27 protein-coding genes are annotated in these 25,011 nt (G+C 50.7%); 8 read left to right on the top strand and 19 right to left on the bottom strand.

From position 1 onward, the window contains the following. Nucleotides 1-612: 612 nt before the first annotated feature. From FS806_RS14435 to FS806_RS14410, 6 genes are all read right to left on the bottom strand, one after another. A complete protein-coding gene (locus tag FS806_RS14435) occupies nucleotides 613-1,074 on the bottom strand; it encodes a hypothetical protein (RefSeq protein WP_144937769.1) in 462 nt (153 codons plus the stop codon). A 78-nt stretch (nucleotides 1,075-1,152) separates the two neighbouring features. Continuing rightward, nucleotides 1,153-1,344, bottom strand: coding sequence for a hypothetical protein (locus FS806_RS14430; RefSeq protein ID WP_144937766.1), 192 nt, complete (start codon nucleotides 1,342-1,344; stop codon nucleotides 1,153-1,155). A 5-nt stretch (nucleotides 1,345-1,349) separates the two neighbouring features. Further along, entirely contained in the window at nucleotides 1,350-1,985 is a 636-nt protein-coding gene (locus tag FS806_RS14425; protein ID WP_144937763.1) for a DUF4004 family protein, read from the bottom strand. Nucleotides 1,986-2,724: 739 nt separating this feature from the next. Beyond that, on the bottom strand, nucleotides 2,725-3,282 hold the full coding sequence (locus FS806_RS14420; RefSeq protein ID WP_144937760.1) for an HAD-IIIA family hydrolase: 558 nt from the start codon (nucleotides 3,280-3,282) through the stop codon (nucleotides 2,725-2,727). Between the two features lie 20 nt (nucleotides 3,283-3,302). After that, nucleotides 3,303-4,007: an AIM24 family protein gene (locus FS806_RS14415; RefSeq protein WP_144937758.1), complete on the bottom strand. Its 705-nt coding sequence runs from the start codon at nucleotides 4,005-4,007 to the stop codon at nucleotides 3,303-3,305. 17 nt (nucleotides 4,008-4,024) lie between these two features. Continuing rightward, nucleotides 4,025-4,471: a hypothetical protein gene (locus FS806_RS14410; protein ID WP_144937755.1), complete on the bottom strand. Its 447-nt coding sequence runs from the start codon at nucleotides 4,469-4,471 to the stop codon at nucleotides 4,025-4,027. Nucleotides 4,472-4,626: 155 nt separating this feature from the next. Between FS806_RS14410 and FS806_RS14405 the strand changes: the two genes are divergently transcribed. Both FS806_RS14405 and FS806_RS14400 read left to right on the top strand, forming a co-directional pair. Next, the gene (locus FS806_RS14405) at nucleotides 4,627-5,256 is read left to right on the top strand and encodes a 2'-5' RNA ligase family protein (RefSeq protein ID WP_144937752.1); all 630 of its coding nucleotides are present in this window, start codon (nucleotides 4,627-4,629) and stop codon (nucleotides 5,254-5,256) included. Nucleotides 5,257-5,292: 36 nt separating this feature from the next. Next, nucleotides 5,293-5,961: a GNAT family N-acetyltransferase gene (locus FS806_RS14400; protein ID WP_144937749.1), complete on the top strand. Its 669-nt coding sequence runs from the start codon at nucleotides 5,293-5,295 to the stop codon at nucleotides 5,959-5,961. Between the two features lie 124 nt (nucleotides 5,962-6,085). Here the strand turns inward: FS806_RS14400 and FS806_RS14395 are convergent, their stop codons facing one another. The 4 genes from FS806_RS14395 to queD form a co-directional block, all read right to left on the bottom strand. Next, on the bottom strand, nucleotides 6,086-6,904 hold the full coding sequence (locus tag FS806_RS14395; RefSeq protein WP_222126669.1) for a metallophosphoesterase: 819 nt from the start codon (nucleotides 6,902-6,904) through the stop codon (nucleotides 6,086-6,088). Between the two features lie 54 nt (nucleotides 6,905-6,958). Next, a complete protein-coding gene (gene queC, locus FS806_RS14390; RefSeq protein ID WP_144937742.1) occupies nucleotides 6,959-7,705 on the bottom strand; it encodes a 7-cyano-7-deazaguanine synthase QueC in 747 nt (248 codons plus the stop codon). A gap of 110 nt (nucleotides 7,706-7,815) precedes the next feature. Then, nucleotides 7,816-8,496, bottom strand: a complete 681-nt coding sequence (locus FS806_RS14385; RefSeq protein ID WP_144937739.1) for a 7-carboxy-7-deazaguanine synthase QueE — start codon at nucleotides 8,494-8,496, stop codon at nucleotides 7,816-7,818. Next, complete coding sequence (gene queD / locus FS806_RS14380) at nucleotides 8,496-8,969, bottom strand: 6-carboxytetrahydropterin synthase QueD (protein ID WP_144937736.1); 474 nt, start codon at nucleotides 8,967-8,969, stop codon at nucleotides 8,496-8,498. Before queD ends, FS806_RS14385 begins: the two co-directional genes overlap by 1 nt. A 412-nt stretch (nucleotides 8,970-9,381) precedes the next feature. Here queD and FS806_RS14375 point away from each other — a divergent pair, with 412 nt between their 5' ends. Both FS806_RS14375 and FS806_RS14370 read left to right on the top strand, forming a co-directional pair. Further along, nucleotides 9,382-10,773, top strand: a complete 1,392-nt coding sequence (locus FS806_RS14375) for an RsmB/NOP family class I SAM-dependent RNA methyltransferase (protein ID WP_144937733.1) — start codon at nucleotides 9,382-9,384, stop codon at nucleotides 10,771-10,773. A gap of 135 nt (nucleotides 10,774-10,908) precedes the next feature. Further along, nucleotides 10,909-11,484: a DUF4269 domain-containing protein gene (locus FS806_RS14370; RefSeq protein ID WP_144937730.1), complete on the top strand. Its 576-nt coding sequence runs from the start codon at nucleotides 10,909-10,911 to the stop codon at nucleotides 11,482-11,484. Nucleotides 11,485-11,596: 112 nt separating this feature from the next. On the opposite strand, the gene FS806_RS14365 is transcribed toward FS806_RS14370, so the two are convergent. Then, complete coding sequence (locus FS806_RS14365) at nucleotides 11,597-12,370, bottom strand: DUF6081 family protein (protein ID WP_144937727.1); 774 nt, start codon at nucleotides 12,368-12,370, stop codon at nucleotides 11,597-11,599. A 483-nt stretch (nucleotides 12,371-12,853) separates the two neighbouring features. Here FS806_RS14365 and FS806_RS14360 point away from each other — a divergent pair, with 483 nt between their 5' ends. Further along, nucleotides 12,854-13,666, top strand: a complete 813-nt coding sequence (locus FS806_RS14360; RefSeq protein WP_260982094.1) for an undecaprenyl-diphosphate phosphatase — start codon at nucleotides 12,854-12,856, stop codon at nucleotides 13,664-13,666. Between the two features lie 280 nt (nucleotides 13,667-13,946). Next, nucleotides 13,947-15,269 (top strand): hemolysin family protein, encoded by a 1,323-nt coding sequence (locus FS806_RS14355; protein ID WP_144937781.1) that lies wholly within the window; start codon nucleotides 13,947-13,949, stop codon nucleotides 15,267-15,269. Between the two features lie 152 nt (nucleotides 15,270-15,421). On the opposite strand, the gene FS806_RS14350 is transcribed toward FS806_RS14355, so the two are convergent. The 4 genes from FS806_RS14350 to FS806_RS14335 form a co-directional block, all read right to left on the bottom strand. Continuing rightward, the gene (locus FS806_RS14350) at nucleotides 15,422-16,429 is read right to left on the bottom strand and encodes a hypothetical protein (protein ID WP_144937721.1); all 1,008 of its coding nucleotides are present in this window, start codon (nucleotides 16,427-16,429) and stop codon (nucleotides 15,422-15,424) included. Between the two features lie 130 nt (nucleotides 16,430-16,559). Further along, nucleotides 16,560-17,348, bottom strand: coding sequence for a Cof-type HAD-IIB family hydrolase (locus FS806_RS14345; RefSeq protein ID WP_144937718.1), 789 nt, complete (start codon nucleotides 17,346-17,348; stop codon nucleotides 16,560-16,562). A 54-nt stretch (nucleotides 17,349-17,402) separates the two neighbouring features. Continuing rightward, the gene (locus FS806_RS14340; protein WP_144937716.1) at nucleotides 17,403-18,143 is read right to left on the bottom strand and encodes a pseudouridine synthase; all 741 of its coding nucleotides are present in this window, start codon (nucleotides 18,141-18,143) and stop codon (nucleotides 17,403-17,405) included. A 1-nt stretch (nucleotide 18,144) separates the two neighbouring features. Continuing rightward, nucleotides 18,145-19,773, bottom strand: a complete 1,629-nt coding sequence (locus FS806_RS14335; protein WP_144937713.1) for an RsmF rRNA methyltransferase first C-terminal domain-containing protein — start codon at nucleotides 19,771-19,773, stop codon at nucleotides 18,145-18,147. 109 nt (nucleotides 19,774-19,882) lie between these two features. Here FS806_RS14335 and FS806_RS14330 point away from each other — a divergent pair, with 109 nt between their 5' ends. Then, nucleotides 19,883-20,362 carry a thioredoxin family protein gene (locus tag FS806_RS14330; RefSeq protein ID WP_144937710.1) on the top strand — a complete coding sequence of 160 codons (480 nt, stop codon included), beginning with the start codon at nucleotides 19,883-19,885 and terminating at the stop codon, nucleotides 20,360-20,362. 137 nt (nucleotides 20,363-20,499) lie between these two features. Here FS806_RS14330 and FS806_RS14325 read toward each other — a convergent pair whose 3' ends face one another. From FS806_RS14325 to FS806_RS14315, 3 genes are all read right to left on the bottom strand, one after another. After that, complete coding sequence (locus tag FS806_RS14325) at nucleotides 20,500-20,916, bottom strand: DUF309 domain-containing protein (RefSeq protein ID WP_144937707.1); 417 nt, start codon at nucleotides 20,914-20,916, stop codon at nucleotides 20,500-20,502. Between the two features lie 72 nt (nucleotides 20,917-20,988). Further along, nucleotides 20,989-21,795: a GTP diphosphokinase gene (gene yjbM / locus FS806_RS14320; protein ID WP_144937704.1), complete on the bottom strand. Its 807-nt coding sequence runs from the start codon at nucleotides 21,793-21,795 to the stop codon at nucleotides 20,989-20,991. Between the two features lie 21 nt (nucleotides 21,796-21,816). Beyond that, the gene (locus FS806_RS14315) at nucleotides 21,817-22,914 is read right to left on the bottom strand and encodes a quinone-dependent dihydroorotate dehydrogenase (protein ID WP_144937778.1); all 1,098 of its coding nucleotides are present in this window, start codon (nucleotides 22,912-22,914) and stop codon (nucleotides 21,817-21,819) included. Nucleotides 22,915-23,178: 264 nt separating this feature from the next. Between FS806_RS14315 and FS806_RS26735 the strand changes: the two genes are divergently transcribed. Beyond that, on the top strand, nucleotides 23,179-23,313 hold the full coding sequence (locus FS806_RS26735; RefSeq protein ID WP_260982093.1) for a hypothetical protein: 135 nt from the start codon (nucleotides 23,179-23,181) through the stop codon (nucleotides 23,311-23,313). A gap of 48 nt (nucleotides 23,314-23,361) precedes the next feature. Here the strand turns inward: FS806_RS26735 and FS806_RS14310 are convergent, their stop codons facing one another. Further along, complete coding sequence (locus tag FS806_RS14310; RefSeq protein ID WP_144937701.1) at nucleotides 23,362-24,852, bottom strand: L,D-transpeptidase; 1,491 nt, start codon at nucleotides 24,850-24,852, stop codon at nucleotides 23,362-23,364. Nucleotides 24,853-25,011: the final 159 nt, after the last annotated feature.

Raw genomic sequence — 25,011 nt, 5'->3', positions numbered from 1 at the left:
TGGTTGGCGTCTTTCCAAGCAGGGTTCACACCTGCTACCTCACTCGACCTAGGCTTGGTCGCTCCAAAAGTGCATTAAAATCCAGCCTTTTTCCAAAAAGAAGGCGAAAGACGCTCAAATGTGCACGTCTTTTTGCCAAAATGGAGCCATTTCGCAAAAAATCGCCCCAAAGACCTGTATTATTGCTCTAGAATTAGGCATGATGCCGTTTTTTCGGAAAAAGACCTGCGCAATTGCTTTCGAATGAGCCACCGCGAGGCATTTTTTCCGAAAAAAACCTGCGCAATTGCTTTTGAATGAGCCCGCCGCGAAGCTTTTTCCGAAAAAGACCTGCAGTTTTGATCGTCTTTAACTCACTCCGGCAGACGACCGAGGCTGTCCCGAAAAGAGTTCACATAAAACGTAAGTCCCCGGTGCTGAAAAATCGCAAACTGGATATAGGGCCAGCCCTGTGAGTACAGGTGAAAATTGGGTTTCATCGGAAGCTTTTTTGCGAATCCGAAAGTTGTTCCATTTTTTATCGCTAAAAGAATTGATAAGAAAAACCCCCTCTCCCGGAGGAGAAGGGGTTGGAACGGCGGAATTTGTGGTTTCTCGCCATGAATGACCTATTTAGATTTGAACAGCATCGCCAACCCGGGCTTCCGGGGAAACGTCCAGCGAGTCCATATATTCCACCCGCTCAATTTGACAGCCGGGGCCAATCTTGACCTGCCCTCCACGAACGATTTTCGCTCTGGTGTTCTCCAGATAAACATTCGTTCCTTCAATTAAATCGGAGGTCAGCATATGCTGCCCTTGGAACAAGGACAGCAGGGCCCGGATCAAGCCGGGCTGGGAATGGTGCGAATAAACGGATATCGTCTCTCCGCCTATCTCATTGGCCCTGCAAGGCCCGTACAGGATAATGTCCGCGACATTCGCGTTCAGCTCCTTGCGAATGTTCATGCTGCCCTCCAGCCGGAACTCCTCGGTCTCGATTTTGTCGGCTTTGATGCTTCCACGTATGTGAATATCTTCGCTTCTCACCGATTGGGAACAGGTAAAGGCGCCGCTTACTTTAAGCCTCTCCATATGAACATTACCCTTCGCGCGGATAGACCCGCTTACCTCACAGGATTCTCCACCCAGATGGTCATGGAAGCTGCAGCTTCAGCTAACATTAAGCTCCTTGATGACCGCCTTGCCCTCTACGCTGCCGGAACCGGAAATTTTGACCCGGTTCGCCTCTATTTCTCCGCCGATCTTGCCGGAGCCCGAAATTTTAACTTGATTGTACCGGCCGCCCAATAGCTTGCCGCTTCCCGAAATCTTAATATCTTGTAAATCCGTCGTTGCTGTCAAAACGCTCACCTCACAGGTTGATTTAGCATCAAATTTAAATCTTTCGACAGGTCTTCCAAATCCACCTTATCGACCAGCACCGCAGCCGGATCGATCAGCAGCCTTCCTTCCTGCTCGGCAAGCAGAAACAGCAGCGTCCCGTCCTTGCTGACCACATAGACCGAGACATTCGTTCCCTTGATCCGAGGAAGCCATTCCTTGGCGCACATAACGAACCTCTCGGCTTCCTTGTCGCTTAAGGGGCATTTCTTGATCAGGGACCCGGTCAAGTGGATAAACAGTACCTCCATGAAGCTAAACCGGTCCTTCAGCAGATAATGCTCAAACCACCGTACCGCCTCCTGGTGAATTCCGGGCAGACGGCGAACCTCGGAAGCTTCGTAGGTCCGGCTTCCCGTCTCCGGCGAGAACAATTCGCTCAGCTCATCCAGGGTGTACCGATCCTTAAGTCGCTGTATCTCATCAATCCGTTTAAGAATTTGCTCCCTGGGAAAGAACGTCTCCTGACCGGTGAAAGAAGATTGTTTGATAAACCAGGCTTCCGGAATCAAATTCTGCCTCTTCCAGCGATAAAGCTGACCATAAGAGATACCGGTCGTCTTCAGCAGCTCTTTCTTAGAAATATATCCCAAAGTATCCATCGGCCATCCCTTCAATCCCTTTGTGTAACATTGTTATATTCGCATTGTAACAAAACATTGTTACATTAACAAGCCTTTTTTTTCAAACTCATATAAGGTTGGACATAGATTGCAGCTAGAATAATGCATAAATATCAAACCATCGCTCGTTCGGCGGTAGCGATTAACTGTATTTTATGTAGGTAGATTCCCAACTAATGGTAAAAAGTGATTGAGTAAATGGAAAAACTACATTTAGAATCAAGACTTTTTGCTAAAATCACTTTTTTGCACAAACTAGCTGTAGTTTTTCCACTTAGTTTCCGTCTTTTGCTCCAGAGGAGCAAACTAGCTGTATAAAATCCAGTTAGATATGCCATGTCGCTTGAGAAGGCACCGGCAGAAAATGAAAATAGACGGATTATCAAGTTAGATGCACCATTCTGTAAGTAGACTGATTGCATGGACCGGCAGAAAGTGGAAATAGATGAGTTCCAGTTAGACGCACCATTCCGTTTGCACAGCACCGGCAGAAAATGAAAATAGACGGATTATCAAGGTAGACGCCCTAGTCGGAAAAGAGTCAGCATAAGGGCCGGAATTAAACAGACAAATTTCCTAATAACGTCAAGGGTTATTGAGCAATTTCAAGCTGGGAAAGTCCGTTGTAAATTCTACAAAAAAACGGTCGGCCCACAAAACAATTAGGCCAACCGCTATAACATTCGTGAGCGGTCCTCTTCCCAGGGACAGCCCCGCTTTATTCCAATCCACGCCCCGTTTGATAATGCCGAAGAAGCCAGCTTGCCGCCTTGGGCAAATCCTGCGCCACATAATCCGGCTCCGTCTCCGCCCAAGTATGCCGATACTCTCCTAGAGACTGCTCCCCCCAGCCTGTGCGCACCAACACCTTAACTGCTCCCACCTTGGCGGCAGCCAGCATATCTGTGGAACCGACATCGCCGATCACGGCGCAGCGCCTGAGATCCAATCCGTGTTCGTCGGCCGCCTGCTCCAGCATGGCGGTTCCCGGCTTGCGGCAAAGACAGAGCTCTTCCGAAGAATGCGGACAAATGTAAGCCTGATCGAAGCCGTACCCGGCGAACTGCCTGCCGAACTCCCCCTCTGTCGCTTGGCCGCGGGAGATGCGGTGCTGATTCGTAAAGGCAAAGAGCTTCAAGCCGGCTTCTTTAAGCTGCGCCAGAGCCTGCTCCACCCCCGGATACAGCTCGAAATCCCGGGGATGAATAAAATGCCCGGTTCCGCCTAGCGTACCGTCGCGATCGATAAACACCGCTTGAAGAGTCCCATTACTCATTGTAAAGCCCCCTTGTTGATTTACTTTATGAATACTCCGCCGAAAGGAATGATTTCCCGCAGCAGCCGTTTGATCAGGCCATCGTCCTGCAAATGCTCCTCAAGCCGCAGTCCCGGTTTACCCGTCTGCATCAGCACGTATCCATGCCCGGTAATTTTCCAATGGTAATTCATGTGCTGCCCGGCCAGTTGATTTCCGTATACGCATAGATCCAGCTTGGCATTCTGCGGATAAGCGACCAAACAACCCGCATCGATATAAATCGGCGCATCGTCGGACAGCTTCATCTCGACCAGCGGCCCTTGGGATAAAATCCCGATCTCGCCTTCCCCGAAAAACTTCATCCTCACCCAATCCCGGGTGACAACCACATTTTTCATTCGCTGTATGACGCTTTTCATTTGGACACCGGATGTGTAGAACAGGACATGGCGCACATCGAACAGAAAATCCTCCTGGTCCTTGACCGGAATACTTCTTACGCTATACCCGGCGGGAAGCGACAGAACGAACCGGCAGGGTCCGGACAGATCCGACCGGAGCCACTTCTTCTTGCGAACCATTCCTTTCAAGTCCATAATCCGGTCTTCCCGCTGATGGGACGCCCCCTGGAAAGCGATGATCATTTCCGAATGAAGCATATACAGCTTCTCGTGATCCTCAAGCCGTACTTCCATGCCCAAGCTTTGTCCGTTGCCGGGATGAATATTATATATAATGTCCATAGCGTTCCCCTTGCCTTCTACTTGCTTCTCAAGAGCACCCGCATTCCCCGCGTCAGGACAAAATAGCCGATGACGAGTCCGGCGGCCGTCAGAACCAGCGTGCGAATCCGCGCTGAATGCTGCCGTCTCTCCTGCTCGGATTGCTGCAGCTCGAGGACCATTTGCAATAACTCCCTGTTCTGCTCCTGAAGCTTCTTATTATCCTCCAGAAGCGCCTGCTGCCTCTTCTCGTAGCTCTGGACAGCCTCTTCCGCATTCTGCAGACGGTTTAGAGCGGTGTCATAATTTTGGCGTACCTGCTCATAATCTTCCTTAAGCCGGTCGACTTCTTCCGGCAGCTCCATAATGCCTTTCATCGTCCCCAGAAAACCTGCATAAGCCGGAGGATGAGCGGACAACCAAAGCAGAGCTCCCCATAATGCGAGAATCGGGAGCCGGAACCTACTCCATTCTAGCCTGTTCACCGCCCCACCCCTTTCTATTCTCTTATCTATCTCTTATACGTAATCATAAACCCAATCGTTTCCAAAATAAAAGGGGTATCCCGAAATAAGATAAAATATTTCTCAGTTGCTATACTACGAATCACCTTCGACCGTTATAATACAGAATAACCTTCATGGATGTCTTTCGAGAAATGACGACAGGTAGACAGAGTAAGAAAAATGAGGAAGGCGGGGAATGCATGACCAAGTATGCGGTTGAGCTTTTTTTTGACGAGCGTACGGAGCAATATATTCGCGGGCTCTGGCGGGAGTTGGAACAGAACGGGATAACAGACAGTATGATGTCGATTGCCGAAATCCAGCCTCATCTCACCGTGGCCGTTTATGATGATTTGGAAGCCGGGGAGTTCGAGGAGGAGATAGCCTTTTTTATGCAGGGGGCTCCTTCGCTGCCGGTACGCTTCGACAGCCTTGCCTGCTTTCCGGCCTCGGGAACGCTGTTCCTCTCTCCCGCTGTCACGGCGGGTCTGATGCAGCTGCATCAACGGTTTCACAGCCGCTTCCATAAACTTCGCCCGAAGGCGGCTCCATATTATTTGCCCGGGAGCTGGAATCCGCACTGCACATTGGCCGTCAATTTATCCTCCGTACAACTTAAGGAAGCCTTCCATTACATCCTCGACCGGTTCAGCCCTTTCCAAGCCGGCCTGCAGCAAATCGGGTTGGTTCAGCTAACCTTCAACGAGGAACAATTATGCATCCGCAGCCGGACCATCTTCACCCTGCCTCTGACCGATGCATGAAGTAATCAATCGATGGATAAGGAGGAAGTCCAAGAGATGTGTGAATCAACCAACGAGCTTCTGCTGCTGGAATTTCCGGAACAATTCGAAACCGAACGGCTTATTATCCGTGCCCCGCAATGGGGAGACGGCGCCGCCGTCAATGAAGCGATAAGGGAAAGTATAAACGAGCTTCGTCAGTGGATGCCCTGGGCCTTGACAACGCCTACGGTAGAGGAGACCGAAGCCAATATTCGCAGGGCCAGGCTGCAGTTTCTGGAACGGACGGATATGCGTCTTCATCTCTATGACAAGGAAAGTGGAGAATTGCTAGGATGCAGCGGCCTGCATCGGATAAACTGGAAGATTCGCAGCTTCGAAATCGGTTACTGGCTGCGCACCTCGCAGACGGGCCGCGGCTGGATGACCGAGGCGGTACACGGCATCACCCGTTTTGCCGCCCGGCAATTGCAGGCTAACCGGATCGAGATCCGCTGCGACTCCCGCAATGAACGGAGCCGCCGGGTCGCGGAACGCTGCGGATTTACTCTGGAGGGCATTCTTAGAAGAGAAGATGCCGCCGTACATTCCCCGGCGGAAGAGGTTCCTTCCGACCGCCAGACTTCCGGGGTGTCTGACAGCGTGCCGCAACAAGCACATGTTGCCTGTCCGCAGCTGCGGGATACGATGGTCTTCTCCAAGATACGGGGCATAGAATTCTCGTAAGAAAAAGTAGAAAACAACCATCATATTTCCCAGCCGGCTTGAATATGATTCTATCAATAGCTTGTATAAGTAAGTTTGCGGTCCATAACATAGCACGGCAGGCCAAGCTCCGGTCCGGGTCATTTCATAGACCGGACCCGGAAGTTTCGGCCGGCTCGATCCGGTACACCGCGATTTCCGGCCGGCAGTTCAAGCGGATCGGCAGCTTAACGGTCCCGAGACCGCGGCTGATTCCGAAATAACGGCCATGTCCCAGACGGCTCAGCCCGATGGGATAATCGCGATAAGCTCCCCAGGTCCGGCCGAAGCATCGGATTTGTCCGCCGTGGGTATGCCCCGCTAACAGCAGGTGGAAACCGAAAGATTGCTCCTGCAGGTACCGGATTATACTGGGGCAGTGAGCCATGACTATGGAGAAGGGAGCAGTCGCAGGATCCGAAGCACCTGCGTTCGGGGCGGTAGGGATCCGTTCGTTCCCGTATACCGAATTATCCAACCCATAGAGGTGGACAAGGCTTCCCTTGCAGCGGAACGATACGGAGTCATTTTCCAGCACATTCATGCAGGATTGTAAACGGGACAAGTACCCGGGGTCGTCAATCGGTCTTTTGCGGAACAGAACAGACTCTTCCCGTTCGTAATTGCCCGGTACAAAATAAATAGCCGTCTCGCGCGGAAAGCGCCCGATCTCCCGGAGCACCCGGGGAAGCTGCCTCCTGTTCGTCGCCAAATCACCGGTGATCAGGATGAAATCCGGGACGGACTCGGACACCAGACGGCTTAGCCGTCCGTTGACCCCTGCGGTCAATCCGTGAATATCCGACAGATGAACGAAGGTAAAAGGGGCTTTCACCACATCGCTTTGTATTCGATGCTCGGAGATATCTATCCACCAAGTATGATAAACATAAAGCAAGAGAAGAAGGAGCAATACCGCCGCCATTCCAATCGCCATAGCCAATGGATCACCGTCTTCCGGAATTTTCGTTGTTCGGGCTTAAGACCTTGCAGCCTTGTAAGGAATCGGGTCCTCTAGACCGGCCTCCGCGAACCCTTTTAACCGCAGACGGCAGCTATCACAGGTTCCGCAAGCTTCTTCACTGCCGTTATAGCACGAGGTTGTCAGATGATAGGGGACACCGAGACGCGTTCCTTGTCGGATGATTTCCGCCTTGCTCCAATGGAGGAGAGGAGTCGCGATACGAATGGCTTGACCCTCGGCACCGGCCTTGGTAGCGAGCTCGATCACTTCCTCGACCTTGCGGATAAACTCGGGGCGGCAATCCGGATAGCCGCTATAATCGAGAGCATTGACCCCGATATAGATCGCTTCCGCGCCGGAAACCTCTGCGAACGAGGTGGCGATAGAGAGGAACAGCAGGTTTCTGCCGGGAACATATGTCACTGGAATGTCTTCCTCACCGCTGCCGGATGTCCCGTCTGATGCATTCGAATGGCCGGCTGGTTGGCTTACATCCGGAACATCAATCGTTTCGTCGGTCAGGGCGCTGCCGCCGAACTCCTTGAGGAAGCCGAGTGAAATGATTTTATGGCGCGAAGCGGCACCGTAAAATTCGGCCACCCGTTTGGCATTTTCTATTTCCATGCTGTGCCTTTGTCCATAATCGAAAGTGATCGGATAGATTTCATAGCCTTCTTCTTGGGCTATCCCCATACAGGTCGTGCTGTCCAGACCTCCGCTCAGAATGACAACCGCTTTTTTCACCGCTTTGTTGCTAGCCATTATCAACCATCCTTACTTAACTGTTTTCTTTGTGCATACGTGCTGATTTCTGTTGGCATCACATGGGAATCGGCCCGACGCAGCGAGCCGATCCTGTCAATTAGTCTCCATTAGACCCCTCTGGCGGCCGGGTCCCAAATAACTTTATGGAGCTGCATATTCAGCTTGACGTTAACAAGTGCATGCTTAAGCATCAATTCAACGAGCCTGGCCGGAGGCATCGTTTCCCATACCGGACTGAAGAGCGCCAGAGCTTCGGTCGGATATTGGGCCAGCACTTCGCGGGCGAAATGAAAATCGGCCTCGTCCGCAATTACGAACTTGACTTCGTCCTGCTTCCTGAGCAGGGCAAAATTGCCGTGAATCATCTGCTCCGTCTCGCCGGACCCGGGAAGCTTGTAATCCATAATATATCTGACCTTGGAGGAAGTGACCTTGCTTAGGAACGGGGCAAGATCTATCGCTCCGTTCGTCTCGATATGCACATCGACAATTTGCTCCAACGAGGATAAGGCTTCGATTAATGCAAGGGAATGTTCGCCGTACAGAAGGGGCTCCCCGCCCGTCAGACACAGATGCCGGGAAGAGTACCGGCCCACCTCCCGGACGATTTCTTCGATCGTCATCACTTTATCCGCTTTATCCGGGGGGTAACTGTATGTCGTATCGCACCAGACGCAGCGGAGATTGCAGCCGAACAAGCGGACGAAGACGGTGGGGAATCCTGCCCGGGTGCCTTCCCCCTCGACCGTCTCAAATATTTCTACCATAGGCAGCTTGACGTCTTTCATTATTCCGCTTCCTCCATCATGGACCGGGTTACGGCCGCGTAGCTTGTCGGAGTTTCCCATAACCGCAGCTCCTCCAGCTTGACGGCGGGGTAGAGCCCTTCCTGGACGAGACCCTCGTTAATCTGCTCGTACATCCAGACGATCATATTCTCCGCGGTCGTATTCATCGGAGGGAGCACTTCGTTCAAATACTGATGGTCCAGGCGGTCAATAACTCTTTCTTTGGCAATCCTTTTGATATCGCCGAAGTCAATCACGATTCCCCGTTCATCTACCCGGCCTCTCATGACAACCTGCAGCTTATACGTATGGCCGTGCAAATTTTTGCATTTGCCTTCATAGCAATGCAAATGATGGGCGCTGTCGAATGTGAATTCCTTAGAGACAAGCACCTCTTTATGATGGTATTTCAACTGGTCGGGCTGGATATCCTTCCCCAGAATTTGAACCTTGGTCGGAACGTTATAACTCATGGCCACCACCTTCACATAACTAAAAGACTGTTGAATTATATGTTACGCCAAATTAAGGCAATCGAATAGCCGCGCATATCTATAAAGAGCAGGCGGCCGCTCCAATCCTTCATTACCTTCTCTATGAAACAAACAAGAGGAGTCATGACAAACAAAAGGGACGATCGCCCCTTAACTCATCAGTCTTCAAATAAACATTATATTATTATACCATGCGGACCTTGCTTAGAAAAGAAGAGGAAGCAGAGCAGGCGGCTGTAAAGGAATGGCCCGGCTTCCTAAAGCATCCTTCCTTGCGAAGCAAAAAAACAGCAGCTTCTTTATCATTTTCCCTGCTGGAATTTAAGCCGAAAAATCGTTATCATGAAAAAAATAAATGCATCATCTATCCCGCTAAAAGGAGTTCCTCGCTTTGAGTACAACATTACCCCAAGCATATATAGATAAAATACAACGTCAATTGAAAGAAGATGCCGAAGCTTTCTTCCTGAGCTACAGCGAAGCCCGGACACACGGTCTGCGCCTGAATCCTCTCAAAGTGGAGCCGGACAGTCCATGGGCGAAACGGCTGCAGGAGCTGTTCCGGCTTGTCCCTGTTCCATGGTGCCCGACCGGCTATTACTACGAGGAGCCGCATCGGCCCGGCAAGCATCCGTATCATGCCGCTGGCCTGTATTACATCCAGGAGCCTTCCGCCATGTCCGCAGTGGAAATTCTCGACCCGCAGCCGGGAGAAACGATTCTTGATTTGGCCGCCGCACCCGGGGGGAAATCAACGCAAATCGCCGGCAAAATGAAAGGCAAAGGATTGCTGGTGGCCAATGAGATCCACCCTGCCCGGGCTAAAATATTGGCCGAAAATATCGAGCGGATGGGAATCCGCAATGCGGTAGTGACGAATGCGGCGCCGGACGTGCTGGCTGGCCGGTTCGCATCCGGCTTCGACCGGATCATGCTGGACGCGCCTTGCTCCGGTGAAGGAATGTTCCGCAAGGACCCGGATGCCGTCGGCGAATGGTCGCCCGAGCATGTCGCCATGTGCGCCGCCAGGCAGATGGACATCCTCCGGCACGCCATTCCGATGCTGAAGCCGGGCGGAAAGCTGGCCTACTCCACATGTACCTTTTCCATAGAAGAGAACGAAGAGGTGATCGCTCAGATTACGGAGCAGTTCCCCTACATGGAGGTGCTGCGAACCGAGCGGATTTGGCCTCACCTCCATAAGGGGGAGGGCCATTTCGTCGCTTTGCTGGAGAAGAGGGAGGGAGGGGAGGAGCAGTTTGCGTCCGGCCGTTCAATGAAGCCGCCTTCCACGCGCGTGAAAGGCTCCGCCAAGCATCGGATGCAGACTAAGGCTATTGCGGACGCCTGGAAGCAGTACTCCGGCTTTGCAGAAGCCTATTTGTCCAGGCAGCCGGAGCTTCCTCCGGGAGAGGCCATCCTGTTCGGGGACCAGCTTTACTGGCTGCCCCATGACACCGAAGGCCTGTGGTCGGCGTCCTCGCTGGACGGATTGAAGACGGTCCGGCCCGGACTGCATCTCGGCACCGTCAAGAAGAACCGCCTGGAGCCGGCTCACGCTTTGGCTCTCACTTTGCGGGAGGACATGTCCCGCCACCCTCTAACATTAGCCGCAGATTCTCAGGAAGCCGCTGCTTATCTCCGTGGAGAAACCTTGACGGTAAAAAGCGGCCGGGAAGGATGGGCTCTCGTAACCATTGACGGCCAGCCGTTAGGCTGGGGCAAGGTAAGCGGGGAACAGTTGAAGAACCATTATCCGAAAGGCCTGCGCTTGCCCCGTTAAGCATTGCAAAGCCCGAGCTTGGCCTGGCGTAGTTCAACGGCCAGTCCCCCGCCAGGCAAGCAAGCACACTCTAGGCCGAATGATTTTAAGCGCAACGCAAATAAGGCGGATATGTAATCAGGAGGATTGTTGACCATGGACAGCACCCAGCCATATAACCGGTGGAAAAGCACGGAATATTTACGCCGGGATACCCCGAGGCAGCAGCGGGCTTATGAAGCGCTTGCCGGTCTGCAAATCAATGAACGGCTGCAGCCGTTCGATCCGGTATTGGCCGGGACCATTCCTCTGGGGATCGATACCGAGGCCAGCGATCTGGATATCATCTGCAATGCAGTACCGTCGCTTCTGGCCGACGCCCTAAGCTCCCACTACTCCTCACTTCCCGGCTTTACACTGCACGAAACAATCAAGCAGGGCATTCCCGCTCTCGTCTGCCGCTTCCAATTCGAGGGATGGCCGATTGAAATATTCGGTCAGCCGATCCCGGTCGCCGAGCAGAACGCGTTAATTCATATGGATATCGAGCATCGCCTGCTGTGTCTCGCCGGGCCGGCGGCCAAACAGGCCATCATGCAATTCAAAAGAGAAGGCTGCAAGACCGAGCCTGCTTTTGCCCGCTTCTTTCGCATCAAAGGCGATCCTTATGAGGCTCTGCTCGTCCTGGCCCGCTGCTCCGACGAGGAGCTCCGTGTTATATTCGAGCTGTGAACGGCAAATTGCACCCAATGCGCATTAATGCAGACACCTGTAATGGCAAGGTAGATGCTTACTCAACAGCCAGAATCATTCATGTCATTCATCACCAAACGAGGGCTGATTTTCAATCCTGTTCCACTGGATTCCCGTTCTCTTGCTTCTCCCCGCTCTCTTCTATCGTAATGTTAACCGGCGACCATTCCCCGATCACGGTCTGTCCATGCACCGATACGCTGCCTTCCGGAGTTAGATCCTTCTCGGTCATGATGCCGAGCGCAACGGTAAATTGATTGAACTTGAGCTGAATGTTCCTCTCGCGGCGGACTTCATCCCCGTTAATATAGAATACTGCTTCATCGGCGGAACGATCATAGATGATTTTGTAGGTGTTGAATTCGCGAGGCTTGAAATGATCCTTCTCCTCTTTAAAAATACAGAAATATTTCGTCTTGTCCGATTCCGGAACCTGCACGCCCGGAAATGGCAGAACCGCGTAAACACTGGCATACTGATCGTTGCTCACGAAGAAATCAAGGGCGCCGCCGGTCGTAAAGTCCAGCAGGTTGAGGGAAACGTACCCGTCATATAAATCATCGGGGACCGTATTCTGCGCCCGTGCACGGATCTGCAGCTCGAAGCTGATTTTTCCGTTCTCCGGCACTTCTACCGGTTTGGCGGAATAATACATATGCTTCGCATTATCCAGAATTTGAATTTTATCATGACTTCGGCTAAGGGGCGCCCGTACGTAAAGAATTCCGTTGCGAACAATAACGACCGCTTCAGGCTCACGGTAACTCCAGAACGAGCCGTCCGGCAGCCGGAACCCGCCAATCGTCCAAACCTCACCTTCCGAAAGAATCGTATGGAAATCTCCTAACTGTATCTCTTTCCTCATCGGTCATTCTCCTATCTGTATGCTGGAATCCGGGCCACCGTTATGACCGGTGTCCGGCCGCTTTTATCTCATGAGACGGTCTAAATGCTTCTGCTCCCATTGTAACATATGAGGTGCCGCACCTCTAAACCCGGACTGCAGCTGCTTCCCAGGTAATATTCTCCATAGGACTGATTTCATACACCCTCTACTTTTTTCGACAAAGATTCTTAAATTTTCGTTTACTTTATCAGCTTGGCTTTGAAAATGCACTTAATTCTATTATTATATAAAAAGCTAATATGGAAGTTTATCGGAGAGGTTGTCGAATTCTTCTTTAGCGGAAGCTTTTTATGCGATTCGGCGCTGCTTGTCCTTCGATGTCTTTCTCAAATGCCTGCATCGTATAAAAAGCTAATATGGAAGTTGATCGGAGAGGTTGTCGAATCCTTCTTTAGAGGCTCTCAACACTCTATTAATCTACTTTATTTGGAGGAACTAACATTGGAAAGCTTATGGGAAACATTAAAATACGCCATTCTTGGACTGATCCAGGGCTTCACTGAACCTATTCCGATTTCGTCCAGCGGGCATCTGGTCATCGCCCAGCGGCTGTTCGGATTGGAAATCGAAGGGCTGAGCTTTGAGGTGCTGGTCAATTTCGCTTCGCTGCTCGCGGTATTGCTTATTTACCGGCAAGATCTCATTCGGCTCACGGTCAATGGATTCAAATATTTGACCAAACGGGACGAGAACTGCCGCGGTGATTTTATGTTCATTATTTATTTAATCATTGCGACAATTCCTGCCGGTGTCATCGGAGTCCTGTTCAACGACTTCATCTCCGATCGGCTCAAGGGCCTCAACGTTATCGGAATCACCCTGCTCATTACAGCGGTTTCGCTGTTTCTTATCCGGAATCTTCGGGGTCGCAAGGGGGATCAGCAGCTAACGCTAAAGGATGCCATTATTATCGGATTAGCGCAATCCGTTGCGTTAATTCCGGGAATCAGCCGTTCCGGTGCCACGATCGTCGCCGCCATGGCTCTTGGAATGAAACAAGAGACGGCTCTTCGCTTCTCTTTCTTCCTGTATATTCCCGTCAGTCTCGGGGGGATGGTTCTGGAAGCCAAGCATATCGCCAGCGACCCTGATTTGGATCGGCTGCTGCTGCCCTACGGAGCGGCGTTCCTGGTCGCCCTTGTGGCGTCCTATTTCTCCCTTAAATGGTTTATGAACATCATGAAGAAGGGCAATCTGCTGTACTTCTCCATTTATTGTCTCATAGCCGGTCTGGCCGTCCTTCTATTTCTGTAATCCGGCTGCTTAAAAGTTTCATGAAAACCGTTCGGCCCCCAAGCCGGACGGTTTTCTTTGACTTCGTAGAACTGCTTATTCCTTTCTCAAGAAAGAAAGTTAGCTTACATATTTTTCTCATTTCGATTATAATAATGCTAAATGGGGTGATCGGATGGAAAGTTGACGCTTAATTTCACAGTTTTTTCCGTACCGTAGTTTCTATTCTTAATTATGCGGAGGTGAATATCCAAACCCGGCTGGGGGAGGATCCTTGTTGGAAGATGGCATACCGATATTAATGAATTTATTATTGGTAATGTTTTTAGTACTGTTAAACGGTTTTTTTGTCGCATCGGAATTTGCGCTGGTTAAGGTCCGGGGCAGCCGGATCGCTCAGTTGGTGAATGAAGGCAACGCCAGAGCCAAAATTGCACAGCACGTAACCTCACGGTTGGACGCTTACTTATCAGCTTGTCAGCTTGGTATTACACTGGCATCGCTAGGTTTGGGATGGGTCGGTGAACCCGCTATTTCTCATTTGATCGTTCAGCCGATTTTAGCATACCTGAATGCACCCGAATATTTAATCACGCCGGTTTCCTTCGGAGTTGCTTTCGGTACTATAACCATACTCCATATTGTCTTGGGAGAGCTTGCTCCCAAAACAATAGCCATTGTCAAAGCGGAACAGACAGCTCTATGGCTGAGTGGCCCTTTAATGCTGTTCTACCGGATTGCGTATCCGGCCATCTGGCTGCTGAATGGAACCTCCATTCTGCTGCTTCGCTGCATTGGAATTCATCCGGCCTCCGAGCATGATGCCGGTCATACAGAAGAAGAAATCCGCATTCTCATGAAAGAAAGCCAAAAAAGCGGACATATCGATCAGGAAGAGCTTACTCTGGTCGAGAACATCTTCAACTTCTCGGAGCGTGTAGCCCGGGAGGTGATGATCCCGCGAACCATGATGGAATGCTTATATACAAATGCTTCATTCGAAGAGAATTTGGAAACCGTTATCCAAAGCAAACACTCCAGATATCCGATAGCTCAAGAGGATAAAGACCGAATAGTGGGTATTGTTCATTCTATAGATATTTATAATGCGGTTCTTAAGCAAGGCAGGGAGAACTTGCAGCTTGAGTCCATGATTCGTCCGGTCATTCATATTCCTGAAGCGATGGAAATCAGTCAGGTGCTTCGTGTTATGCAGAAGGAGAAGGTGCAGATCGTCGTTGTCGTGGATGAATACGGCGGTACGGCGGGGATCATCACTATGGAAGATATTATTGAAGAGATCGTCGGAGACATTCAAGACGAGCTCAAAATTGAAAGAGCCCAGGTGGAGATTCTGAAAGACCGCACTTCTGTGGATGGAAGGCTGCTGATCGAGAAGGTTAACGAAATGTTCGGACTGGATATCTCCGATGAAGAAGTCGATACGATTGGCGGTTGGATTTACAGCCAAATCAACGGCCAGCCCCAAATCGGACAGACGGTTTTCTATGAAGATGTACAGTTTCAAATTACGGACGTGGAGCATTTTCGGATTCATCGCGTCGATATCTTTGCTCTTCCCTTGTCCGAACGAATGGAAGACAGTCAAGAAAGCATAGCTTAGCCAAGGATAAACGGCTATCGCCGTCCTTAGGACGGGCGCGTTTACCGATGAAATACAAGAACAGGTATAGACGAAAACTTATACTTTCTTATATTTCAAAGAAGCCCGGCTGATAACCAGCCGGGCTCTCCCATTTTATCTCTCGCCAGCAATTAGTGGACGGGTGTGGATTCAATGAACATTTCTTCGATTGTCTTGTTCTTGGACAGCATCGTCAGGCTCAAGGAATCATAATCCTGCTCCTTGTCCAATTCATTCAGAAGAAGAGCGGCGATTTCCTCTGAATCTTTGGCAAGATCCGGTTCCCGAAAATCGATAAACCCGGTTAATTGCCGGCTGCCCAAGTCGACTGTCGCGGTTCCGATGGGCAGTCCCCCGTGGGACTTCTGGTAAATTTCATAAGTGAGCGTATCCCCGTCATCTCTGACGAGAAAGACGGAATAATCATCATTCAAGCCATCTTCCATCTCTTGTTCATCGTCCGGGAGAAGCGACTCGTGATCCAATTCCATCGTCGTCAGAAGCCCCTTATCATAATAATGCCTCAGGGAGAAATGATCGATTAAATTTTCATCGAAGTCGGACACAATCAATTCCGTAATATCATCAATCTCGTCCTCCGATGGAGGGGCGACCCAATGAATTTCTCCATCAACGATGTTCTGGCCTACATCCAGGAACGCCTCAACCAGCCATTCTTCCTCCTCATTGTAAACGTGATAATGGACGAATTCTTCCGATTCCTTCACCGCGACCAGCTCGTAGTAGCCCTCAGCAGCTTCGTCTTCCGCTTCGAGCTCCGCTTCCGCCGTATGATCCGAATCCAGCGCTTCCCATTCCTCCGCCGCATCCGTTTCGTCAGCCATCTTCACCTCTTCGGCATTCACTATGTGCTCATAAGGGCTATAAGTCACTATTACGCTGCATTCGGCAGCATTGACGGCATCGGTGAACGATTGAATATAATTGATGAGAAAAGGCTCCACTTCATCTTTAACCGAAGCGGGCAATGATTTCTTCTCCAATTGGACCGCACCGGACACCCTGTCATTTTCCCGGTACACCAAAGTGAAACTGCCTATAAAACGTCCATTCAACAAAATATCCCCGGTTTCTCCGCCGGCGGTCTTAAGATCAGGCCTGATGATCAGGTTTGCCATCGAGTTACCCTCCTCTAATCATTGAATCGGTTTCCTTGATAGCTTGTCCGAATTAAGGCAAGGATAACCATGACCGGCGGCAGAAAACGGGTTAGAAATTTGTCCTTATTGCGATGGATGAATAAAACATTTAATCAAAATACTTGCGAAGCGCAAGGTAGACTCCATCCTCATTGTTGGACGCAGTAACTTCGTCGGCTACTTGCTTAACCTCCTGGGGCGAATTGTCCATGGCAATTCCCAGGCCGGCGTATTCGATCATATCCATATCATTGTAATAATTACCGATAGCGATTATTTCTTCCCGGGAAATCCCGCGGACACGGGCCAACTGCTGCAATGCATTCCCTTTGCTGGCCTCCGGATGCATCCAGTCGATAAAATTCAAGTGACTGCGGATCATGCGCAGCGGGGTTTTCCATGCTCCCCATTCTTGTTCCGCCTGATCCACCTTCTCTTTCTCACTGTAAATTGTGAACTTGACGATCGGCTCCTTGAATTGCAGCAGATCTTTATAGACGATCGGGGTCATTTTGAAGCTTTCATACATCTTCTGTTCCCATTCGGTCACATGCTCCAAGTACAATTCGAACGGCGTGCAAAGATCGAAATGAAGGTTATTTTCCCGGCAAAAATGAATAAAAGGCACTACCTCTTCTATAGTAAAGGAATGCTGATAAAGAACGGCCATTTCCCTGGAAGCCACGGTTGCGGCACCGTTATGGGTAATCATAATGCCATCCAGGCCCATTTCCCTAAGATAAGGGACCGCGTTAGTCGGACTTCTTCCCGTACAGAGCACGATCTCCGCGCCCGCGTGATGAATTTCTCTTAACAATTCGGCTGTCCGCGGCGTCAGTTCATGGCGGTCATTCAGCAGGGTTCCATCTACATCCAGTGCAATAAGCTTATAGTTCATGGTTCGCGCCCCTCCCTTTGCGTCTTGTCAATCTCTGGTTTGATTCTCTTTCTTCTATAGCGTTCCGTCTTTCAATCCCTTCAACTCATCCTCTGTCAATTCTCTATAGCCACCGAGCGGCAGATGATGATCGAGGCGAAGGGTTCCCATTGAAATTCGCTGCAAATAGACTACCAGCTTGTCTACAGCTTGAAACATTCTTTTGACTTGATGAAACTTGCCTTCTCGGATCGTAAGCTCAATTTTGGAAAGCGGACGCTCTCCATCCTTAACGTCCAATATAACGAGCTCGCCGGGAAGAGTCACATAGCCGTCATCCAGCCGGACTCCCCGCTTGAATGCTTCAACGTCCTCCTCGGTGACCTTCCCCTCCACTTCCGCGTAATAGGTTTTGGGGACATGCTTTCTAGGGGAGAGCAAATTGTGAGCCAGCTTGCCGTCATTGGTCAACAGAAGCAAACCCTCCGTATCCTTATCCAGCCGACCGGCAGGAAACACGCGGAAATGACTGACCTCCGGACCGAGCAAATCGAGCACCGTCCGTTCCCTGACGTCTTCGGTGGCCGAAATAACCCCCTGCGGCTTGTTCATCATAATATAAATGAATTCCTTATACTCAACGGGTTCTCCATCTACCCGAATCTTATCCTGTTGCGGATCGATTTGCAAACCGCTGTCTTTCACTACGGTTCCGTTAACGAGAACGGCTCCCCGTTTGATCAGCTTTTTGATTTCGCTGCGTGTACCCCAGCCCGTATGTGCCAGCAGCTTATCCAGACGCTGGGTCGCTTTCATATCAAGTCATCCTCCATCCCGGCGGGTATTCATTCTTCAGTATTCCGTCCTGCCATTTTCCCCAGCCGGCAGCATAGCCGTCTATACAAACCAGACACCAGCCTTTGGCAGGACATTGGCCCGCTCTAAGTAGATCAACCTCCGCCACCGGAAGTGTATCGCCTCTTAAATAGTTGACCGCCTCCATAGATTGCGAGGATAAATTCACCCGGCGGACAGCTTCCTCCGCTTTCAATCCCATGGCCAGGGCGTGCGATGGTATAAACCGGTTGTGGCGGATCGTACCGACGTACCAACCGGGTCTCGACACTTTAAGTCCATCGAGAGCCGGTGGGTAAGCCGGTGTCAGATACAGATGGTCCCCGTACACTACGAGCTCGCCGGGCGGATGAACGGTCAGATGTTCCTTAATAAAGGCTTCCCATGCCGCATTCGCCGCCATGAGAGTCTCTATCGGTTTACCCTTGCCGTTCTTGTCCCGTCTACTGCGTCCTGCCTCGACCTCCTTATGCCCCCTCTTGCCGGGCTCTGCGGCCTTCCTTGCCAGCCTGCCTGCGGCGGCATTCACCTTAATTTGGCCTGCGCGAGAGGCCGACAAGGTATGCTCATCGGCCGAACGGATGCGGACTGATGCTTGAACGTCGCGTTCTTCCGTCGAAGCTGCGTGAGCCGCATGGGCCTTCTCGAGCACCGCTGCAAAATGCCCCTCCCCCCGCACCAGATGCGGCCACAGCCGGACAGTTCCAGGCAGTGGCGCCGGACCGGGAATGCCGCTTCCTTCCGCTGCGTCATCATTCTTCCATGAGGTAAGCCCGCTCCAGTCCGCTCTGCCGATTGAGCATCCTTCCGCCTGCACGGGAACAAGCCGAAACTCCGGATGTCTCTTCAGGAAGGAGACGATCATGGCTTCGTTCTCCTCCGGGGAGAAGGTGCAGGTGGAGTAGACGATTCTGCCTCCCTCAGTAAGCATCAAGGCCGCACTCTCCAGTATGTCCTTCTGCATCGCCGAGCAGCGCTCCACAGAATGCTTCTCCCATTGAGCGGCCATTTCCGGCTCCTTCCGGAACATTCCTTCTCCCGAGCAGGGAGCATCGATTAAAATCTTATCGAAATAATCGGCAAAGCTGGTAATCATTCTTTCCGGAAGGTCATTAAGTACAATAGCGTTGCGGATGCCGGCCATTTCCACATTTTTCACCAGCGCTTTGACTCGTTCGGCCTGATTGTCGTTAGCCACGATAAGCCCTGTTCCCTGCAGCTTGGCGGCGATTTGGGTCGTTTTCCCTCCGGGAGCCGCGCACAGATCGAGCACGCGGTCGCCGGGACGAATCTCTAGCAGCTCTACGGGAAGCATCGCGCTCGGCTCCTGAATATAGTACAGGCCGGCATGGTAATAGGGATGCTTCCCCGGCCGCTCTCCTTCCGGATAATAGAAGCCCGTCGGACACCACGGCACTCTCTCCAGGGCGAAGGGAGATATTGTGGCGAACTGTTGTGCCGCCACTTTCAACGTATTGATCCTCACCCCATAATGGCGCGGGTCATTGTAGGAGCTATAGAAATCTTGGAATTCGTCCTTGAGCAGGCTCTTCATTTTTCTTATAAAAGCTTCTGGAAGCTCTATCGTCATGGTGTTCACTCTTTCGTCAACAATTTGCTAGTTTCAGAGAAAATATAACAATAAATCATGAAAAACAGAAATCAATCATGCTATAATAGGTTACGGAAAGGTGGGAACTATGAAAAAATTAGCGATTTATCTTTCGATCATTGTTGCGGTGTTCGTTCTATTATTTGTGATTAACAAGGCCACCGTCAGCTCCAAAGATAGCAAAGCCAAGGAACTGTACGGAGTTTCGGCCAGCAAGCTGCATCCCGATACGGTTAAGCAGCTGGAGGATCCCAATTATCAGAGCATCGTTCTGCCTGAAGATCTGGCGAAAAGCGTTAACAACAAGGAATCGATGTTCGTCTATTTCTTCTCCCCGGACTGCCATTTTTGCCAGCGGGTAACGCCGATCGTTTATCCAATGTCACAGGATATGGGAATCGAATTAAAGCAGTTCAACATACTGGAGTTCAGAAATTACTTAAGCACCTATAATATCCAGTCCTGGCCAGTGCTTGCCTACTTTAAAGAGGGTGTTGAGGTAGATCGCATCGTAGGTGAAGTACCCCAAAATGAATATAAGCAATTTTTTGAAAAATATAAACAGTAAATTTTGGACCAATAAAACAACATTGCAATGTAGCGCGTAACCTTCGGAATGTATTCCGGATACTTTGGAACTTATATATTATTAAATATAGCAGCCTTGAGCTGCTTTTTTTATTTGCCCGTCTATTGGTCCGCCGGTTAATCTTCTTCGTGCAGAGGTTGGGGATTGATCGCCCAATCCGCGACCTTCTCCTTGAGCGCCGGATCCACGATACTAATCGTCAGATCGTAGAATTCGAACGGCTCCTGATCTATATTCTCCAGCTTCTCCCGATACTTCTCACTCTCGCTCAATAGCTGTCCCAAATCTATTCCCAACGAATCCGGCGGATACTTGCGCAGCTTATCGATAGCCTGCGTAAACATTTTACGGGCTCCGTTCCTATTGCCGTTGCGAAAATGATACAAGGCAACGGCAACCTGAAGCAGACCTTGGTACAAAAGGTTTCTGCCCTCTTCCAGCCAGAGCTCCTCAAGCACTTCGTGACATTCGAAATAATCTCTTTCCGTATTGAAATAGTGCAGATAAGCCAAATATAGCGGACTGTACTCCATGATTTCCCCTCCTTATATGAAAGAACCCCCTGTAATCCGGCGCCAACAGACAGATAACAGGGGGTAAATGACTTATTTGCGATCAAGCTCTTTTTTAGCCCTTGCAATCGCTTCCTCTATGGATAAGGATAGCTTTTTCAAGCTCCATATATCTTCCGCTTCCCATAGTTCGTTGAACTTGAGCTGGAATTGGACCGCTTCGCGGACCCTCCGGTAAAAATACAGCTGCTGAATATCGTTCAACACCTTGGAAACCAGTACCGACTTATCTTCGAACAGCATCTGCGATTCCATAATTTCGTCGCGAATGCTGGACATTTCCTGATCCAACAGGTAGGCCGCCTCCGCCGCCTTGCTCAAACGGCGGGTCACATCCTCCGGCAGCGCCCCTTTATATTTATAATTCAATGAATGTTCTATTGTGGCCCAGAAATTCATGGCTAGGGTTCGAATCTGAATTTCTGCCAGAACGATTTTCATCCCCAGTGCGGACTGTACCGGATATTCCACGATAATATGATAGCTCCGGTAGCCGCTGGCTTTTTTGTAGGTGATATAATCCTTGCAGTAGACAACCTTCATATCCTGACGCTGACGGATCAATTCCGTCAGTCTCTGAATGTCTTCCACAAACTGGCACATTATTCGAATGCCTGCAATGTCTTCGATCCCTGTTTCGATATCGTCCATGGAGACATTCAGCTTTTTCGCTTTCTCCAATATACTGGAGATTCGTTTAACCCTTCCAGTAACAAATTCAATGGGGGAATATTCTTCGCGACTTTTCAATTCCGAACGAAGCGTCTTAAATTTCACTTTCAGTTCTTCAACGGCTTGTTCGTAAGGAAGAAGAAATTTACTCCAATCTCTTCCATCCATTGCATTCCCTCCTCTCGCCGTCTATTCCGGTACGTCCGCACCGACAGCTTCGGATATATGGGACCATCCGTCTCTTTCCAGCAGCTCCAACAAACCGGCATTTAATCGTTTGATCAGTGCGGGGCCTTCGTAGATTAAGGCGGTATACACTTCGACCAGATTAGCCCCTGCGCGGATTTTGTCATAAGCGTCCTGCGCTGTGAAAATACCTCCGCATCCGATAATCGGAATGCGGCCGCGGGTCAGGCGGTAAATGCCGCGAATGACCTCGGTGGATCGATCCGTCAGCGGCTTGCCGCTTAATCCTCCGGTTTCGGAAGCATTCCGATGAACCAGACCTTCCCTGCGAATCGTCGTGTTCGTGGCAATAATTCCGGATACCGGGCTGGCCAGGATCGTATCCATAATATACTCCAAATCTTCCCCGGAAATGTCCGGAGCGATTTTTACAAGCACCGGCTTCTTCTGAGCACCGGATTGAGTTTGCTGATCCCGTTCTTCCATTACCGCTTCCAGAAGCTTTCGTAAATCGTCGCCATGCTGCAGCTTTCGCAGATCGGGCGTGTTAGGCGAACTGATATTAACCACAAAAAAATCCCCGTAGGGGTAGAGCTTGCGCAAACATTCGCGATAGTCCCGTTCCGCCTCTTCATTAGGGGTTATTTTGTTCTTGCCGATATTCACCGCCACCGGAATGGTTCGTTGGCCGGTTCGGCGCAAATTCTCCGCCATCTGATCGGCTCCAACATTATTAAACCCCATTCGATTAATCAATGCAAGGTCCTCCGGAAGCCGGAACAACCGCGGACGGTCATTCCCCGGCTGAGGCTTCGGAGTTACCGTACCAACCTCCATAAATCCGAAGCCGATCGATGAGAAACCAGGAACGGCCTGCCCGTTCTTATCCAATCCGGCGGCCAGTCCGATCGGATTAGGGAACTCCAGATCCCATAGCTTGACATTCAGCTTAGGTGAGGGAGGGGTTCCATATATCGTCTTCATCCAGGAAGTCATTCCCGGGATACGCGAAACCTTGTCCAGTCCGTTAACAACAAGATGGTGAGCCTTCTCCGCATCCATCCGGAAAAAGATATGTTTGCCTATAGATCGGTACAGCATATCAACAACTCCGTTCGCTAATAGTCCCAACGAACAGTTTACCTCCTTGCGAAAAAAAAAGAAAGATGCAACTTGACCCGATCCTCCGCAAGGAAGCGGACCATCCCCATCCGGCGCCGCAAGATGCCGCGAAATAGCCAATACATGCGGCATTCGCGGGCCGGGGGAATTCTCTTCTCTCTCAAATGCATATGAGGACGCTGTCAAACCGGAAAGATTGTGATAGAATATAGGCAGTATAGAAAGAAAGGTTGCTGGGAAGCGATGAAAAGAAAGCCAATGCCTTACTCGCAGCGCAAAACGAAAGAAGAAGTTAACAAAAAGGCGATTATTTGGGCAGGCGGTATTTTTGCCGCGATCGTTATTTTGATGGCTGTGCTGCTGATCGTAAACAGCTAGAGAAGCCCGGTATTTTTCTATTTCATTGTAGAGGGGACAGACCAACGGCTAGTTCAACCATTCGTAGACCTTGCCGGGATTGGTTTCATTGTCCCCTACCGGCAGTTCCATCTTGACAGCCCCTCTGACAACTTGCTCAGGAAGCCCTTCCGACACGATGGATACCTTCGTTCCCATCGGCACCATCCCGTACAATTCCTTCACATCCTCATCCAGCATCCGCACACAGCCGAGCGAGCGGTCTTCACCAATACTGGACGGCTGATTAGTGCCGTGGATTGCATATAGCGTATCGGACAAGGTCATTCCCCTGCTCCCGAATTCACCGTTCTTCTTACCCTTGGGGTCCACCACTTTCTCACTGATATAAAATTCACCTTCCGGAGTGCGGTCTCCGCCAAGACCTACCGGATAATTGCGAATGATAGTGTTTCCACTCACCAGAGCCAAACGATGATTGCTCTTATCTACAATAATTTCCAAAGGAGCCTGCGGCGATACTCCCTCTTCTTCGTCATTTTCACCGGATTCACCGGAAGTAAGGGGGGCATTTCCGGACGGAAACAGCTTGTCCCTATATTCTGCAAAAGCCGCCTCCATTCTCTTACTCGTATAGGATAATACATTGGCGGGATAATCCCCGGTCAGATCGGCCGCTTCTTCCGGCGGCTTGCCATAAAGAGACTGATAAGCGACGATTGCCGATTGCAGCACCAGCATTTCCTCTCTCTCCTTCATCCAACGCAGCAATTGGCTATGCGCGGCTGCGGATTCGACCGGCTCGCATTGGCATAGCTCGGGATCATACACTTCCAGCTCGTATTTGCCGGCGGTCCCGGACGGACGCACCCCTGCAATCACTCTGGCTTCCTCTCCCCACATTGTCCACGGGCCTGCCCTGCCCAGCTCCCCCCATACAGTTTCCTGATTATAAATCCGGATAGGAAGCCGGCCGTTCTGCCGACCGGATTCAGACTTCCCAAGCTCCTCATCCGCCTGCAGAATTACCCGTGGAAGCCGGTCCGCTTCATCCTCCTCTTCCGGCTTATCTCCTTCCGAATTCAAATCTGCGGCTTTCGCCTCAGCACCTTCCGTCTCCCCCTGCTTCTCCTGGACGAACAAATCCCCATCCAGAGAAGAGGGCAGCAGAAGAAGCAGCAGCAACAGCAGAAGCCCTGCAGTAATGCGCTTAAGCTTCCTGTTGGCTTGATCTCCTTCATTCTGCACCTCATCCGTGGCATGGGGCTGGATGGCTTTCTTTTCGAAGGCCTCGTAGATTTCCTCCGCTCTGAAATAGCAATAGCGGGCTTTGGCCGCCTTGCCTTGACTCTCGTATTCTTTGCCGAGCAAATACCATGCCATTTTGCTTGATGGATGCTGCGTTATGTATTGTTTAAGATATTGGGGAGTGTCCTCATCCACATAATCCGAAGGACCCTTGCCATCCTCGCCTTCCGGGGGCTGCCCGGACGCCTTCTCCGCAGGTTGTGCTGGTCGATGGGGCCGGCCGGGCTTGTATCCATCGGCACCGTTCTTCATAACATTAAGCCTCCTTTGCCAATGTGTTTCTCAACAATCCGGTTGCAAGGCCTTCCCAGCCGTCATGTTATAAATGATGGCCAGCGAGCGGACTGTCGCAAAATCCTCTACCCGTTATATCGGCAAATCTGGACCGGGATATAAACTAAAATAAACGGA

Source organism: Paenibacillus sp. 32O-W (assembly GCF_007679495.1).
In the GTDB taxonomy this organism is placed as follows: Bacteria; Bacillota; Bacilli; order Paenibacillales; family NBRC-103111; genus Paenibacillus_L; species Paenibacillus_L residui.
This window is presented reverse-complemented; position numbering and strand designations above follow the sequence as displayed.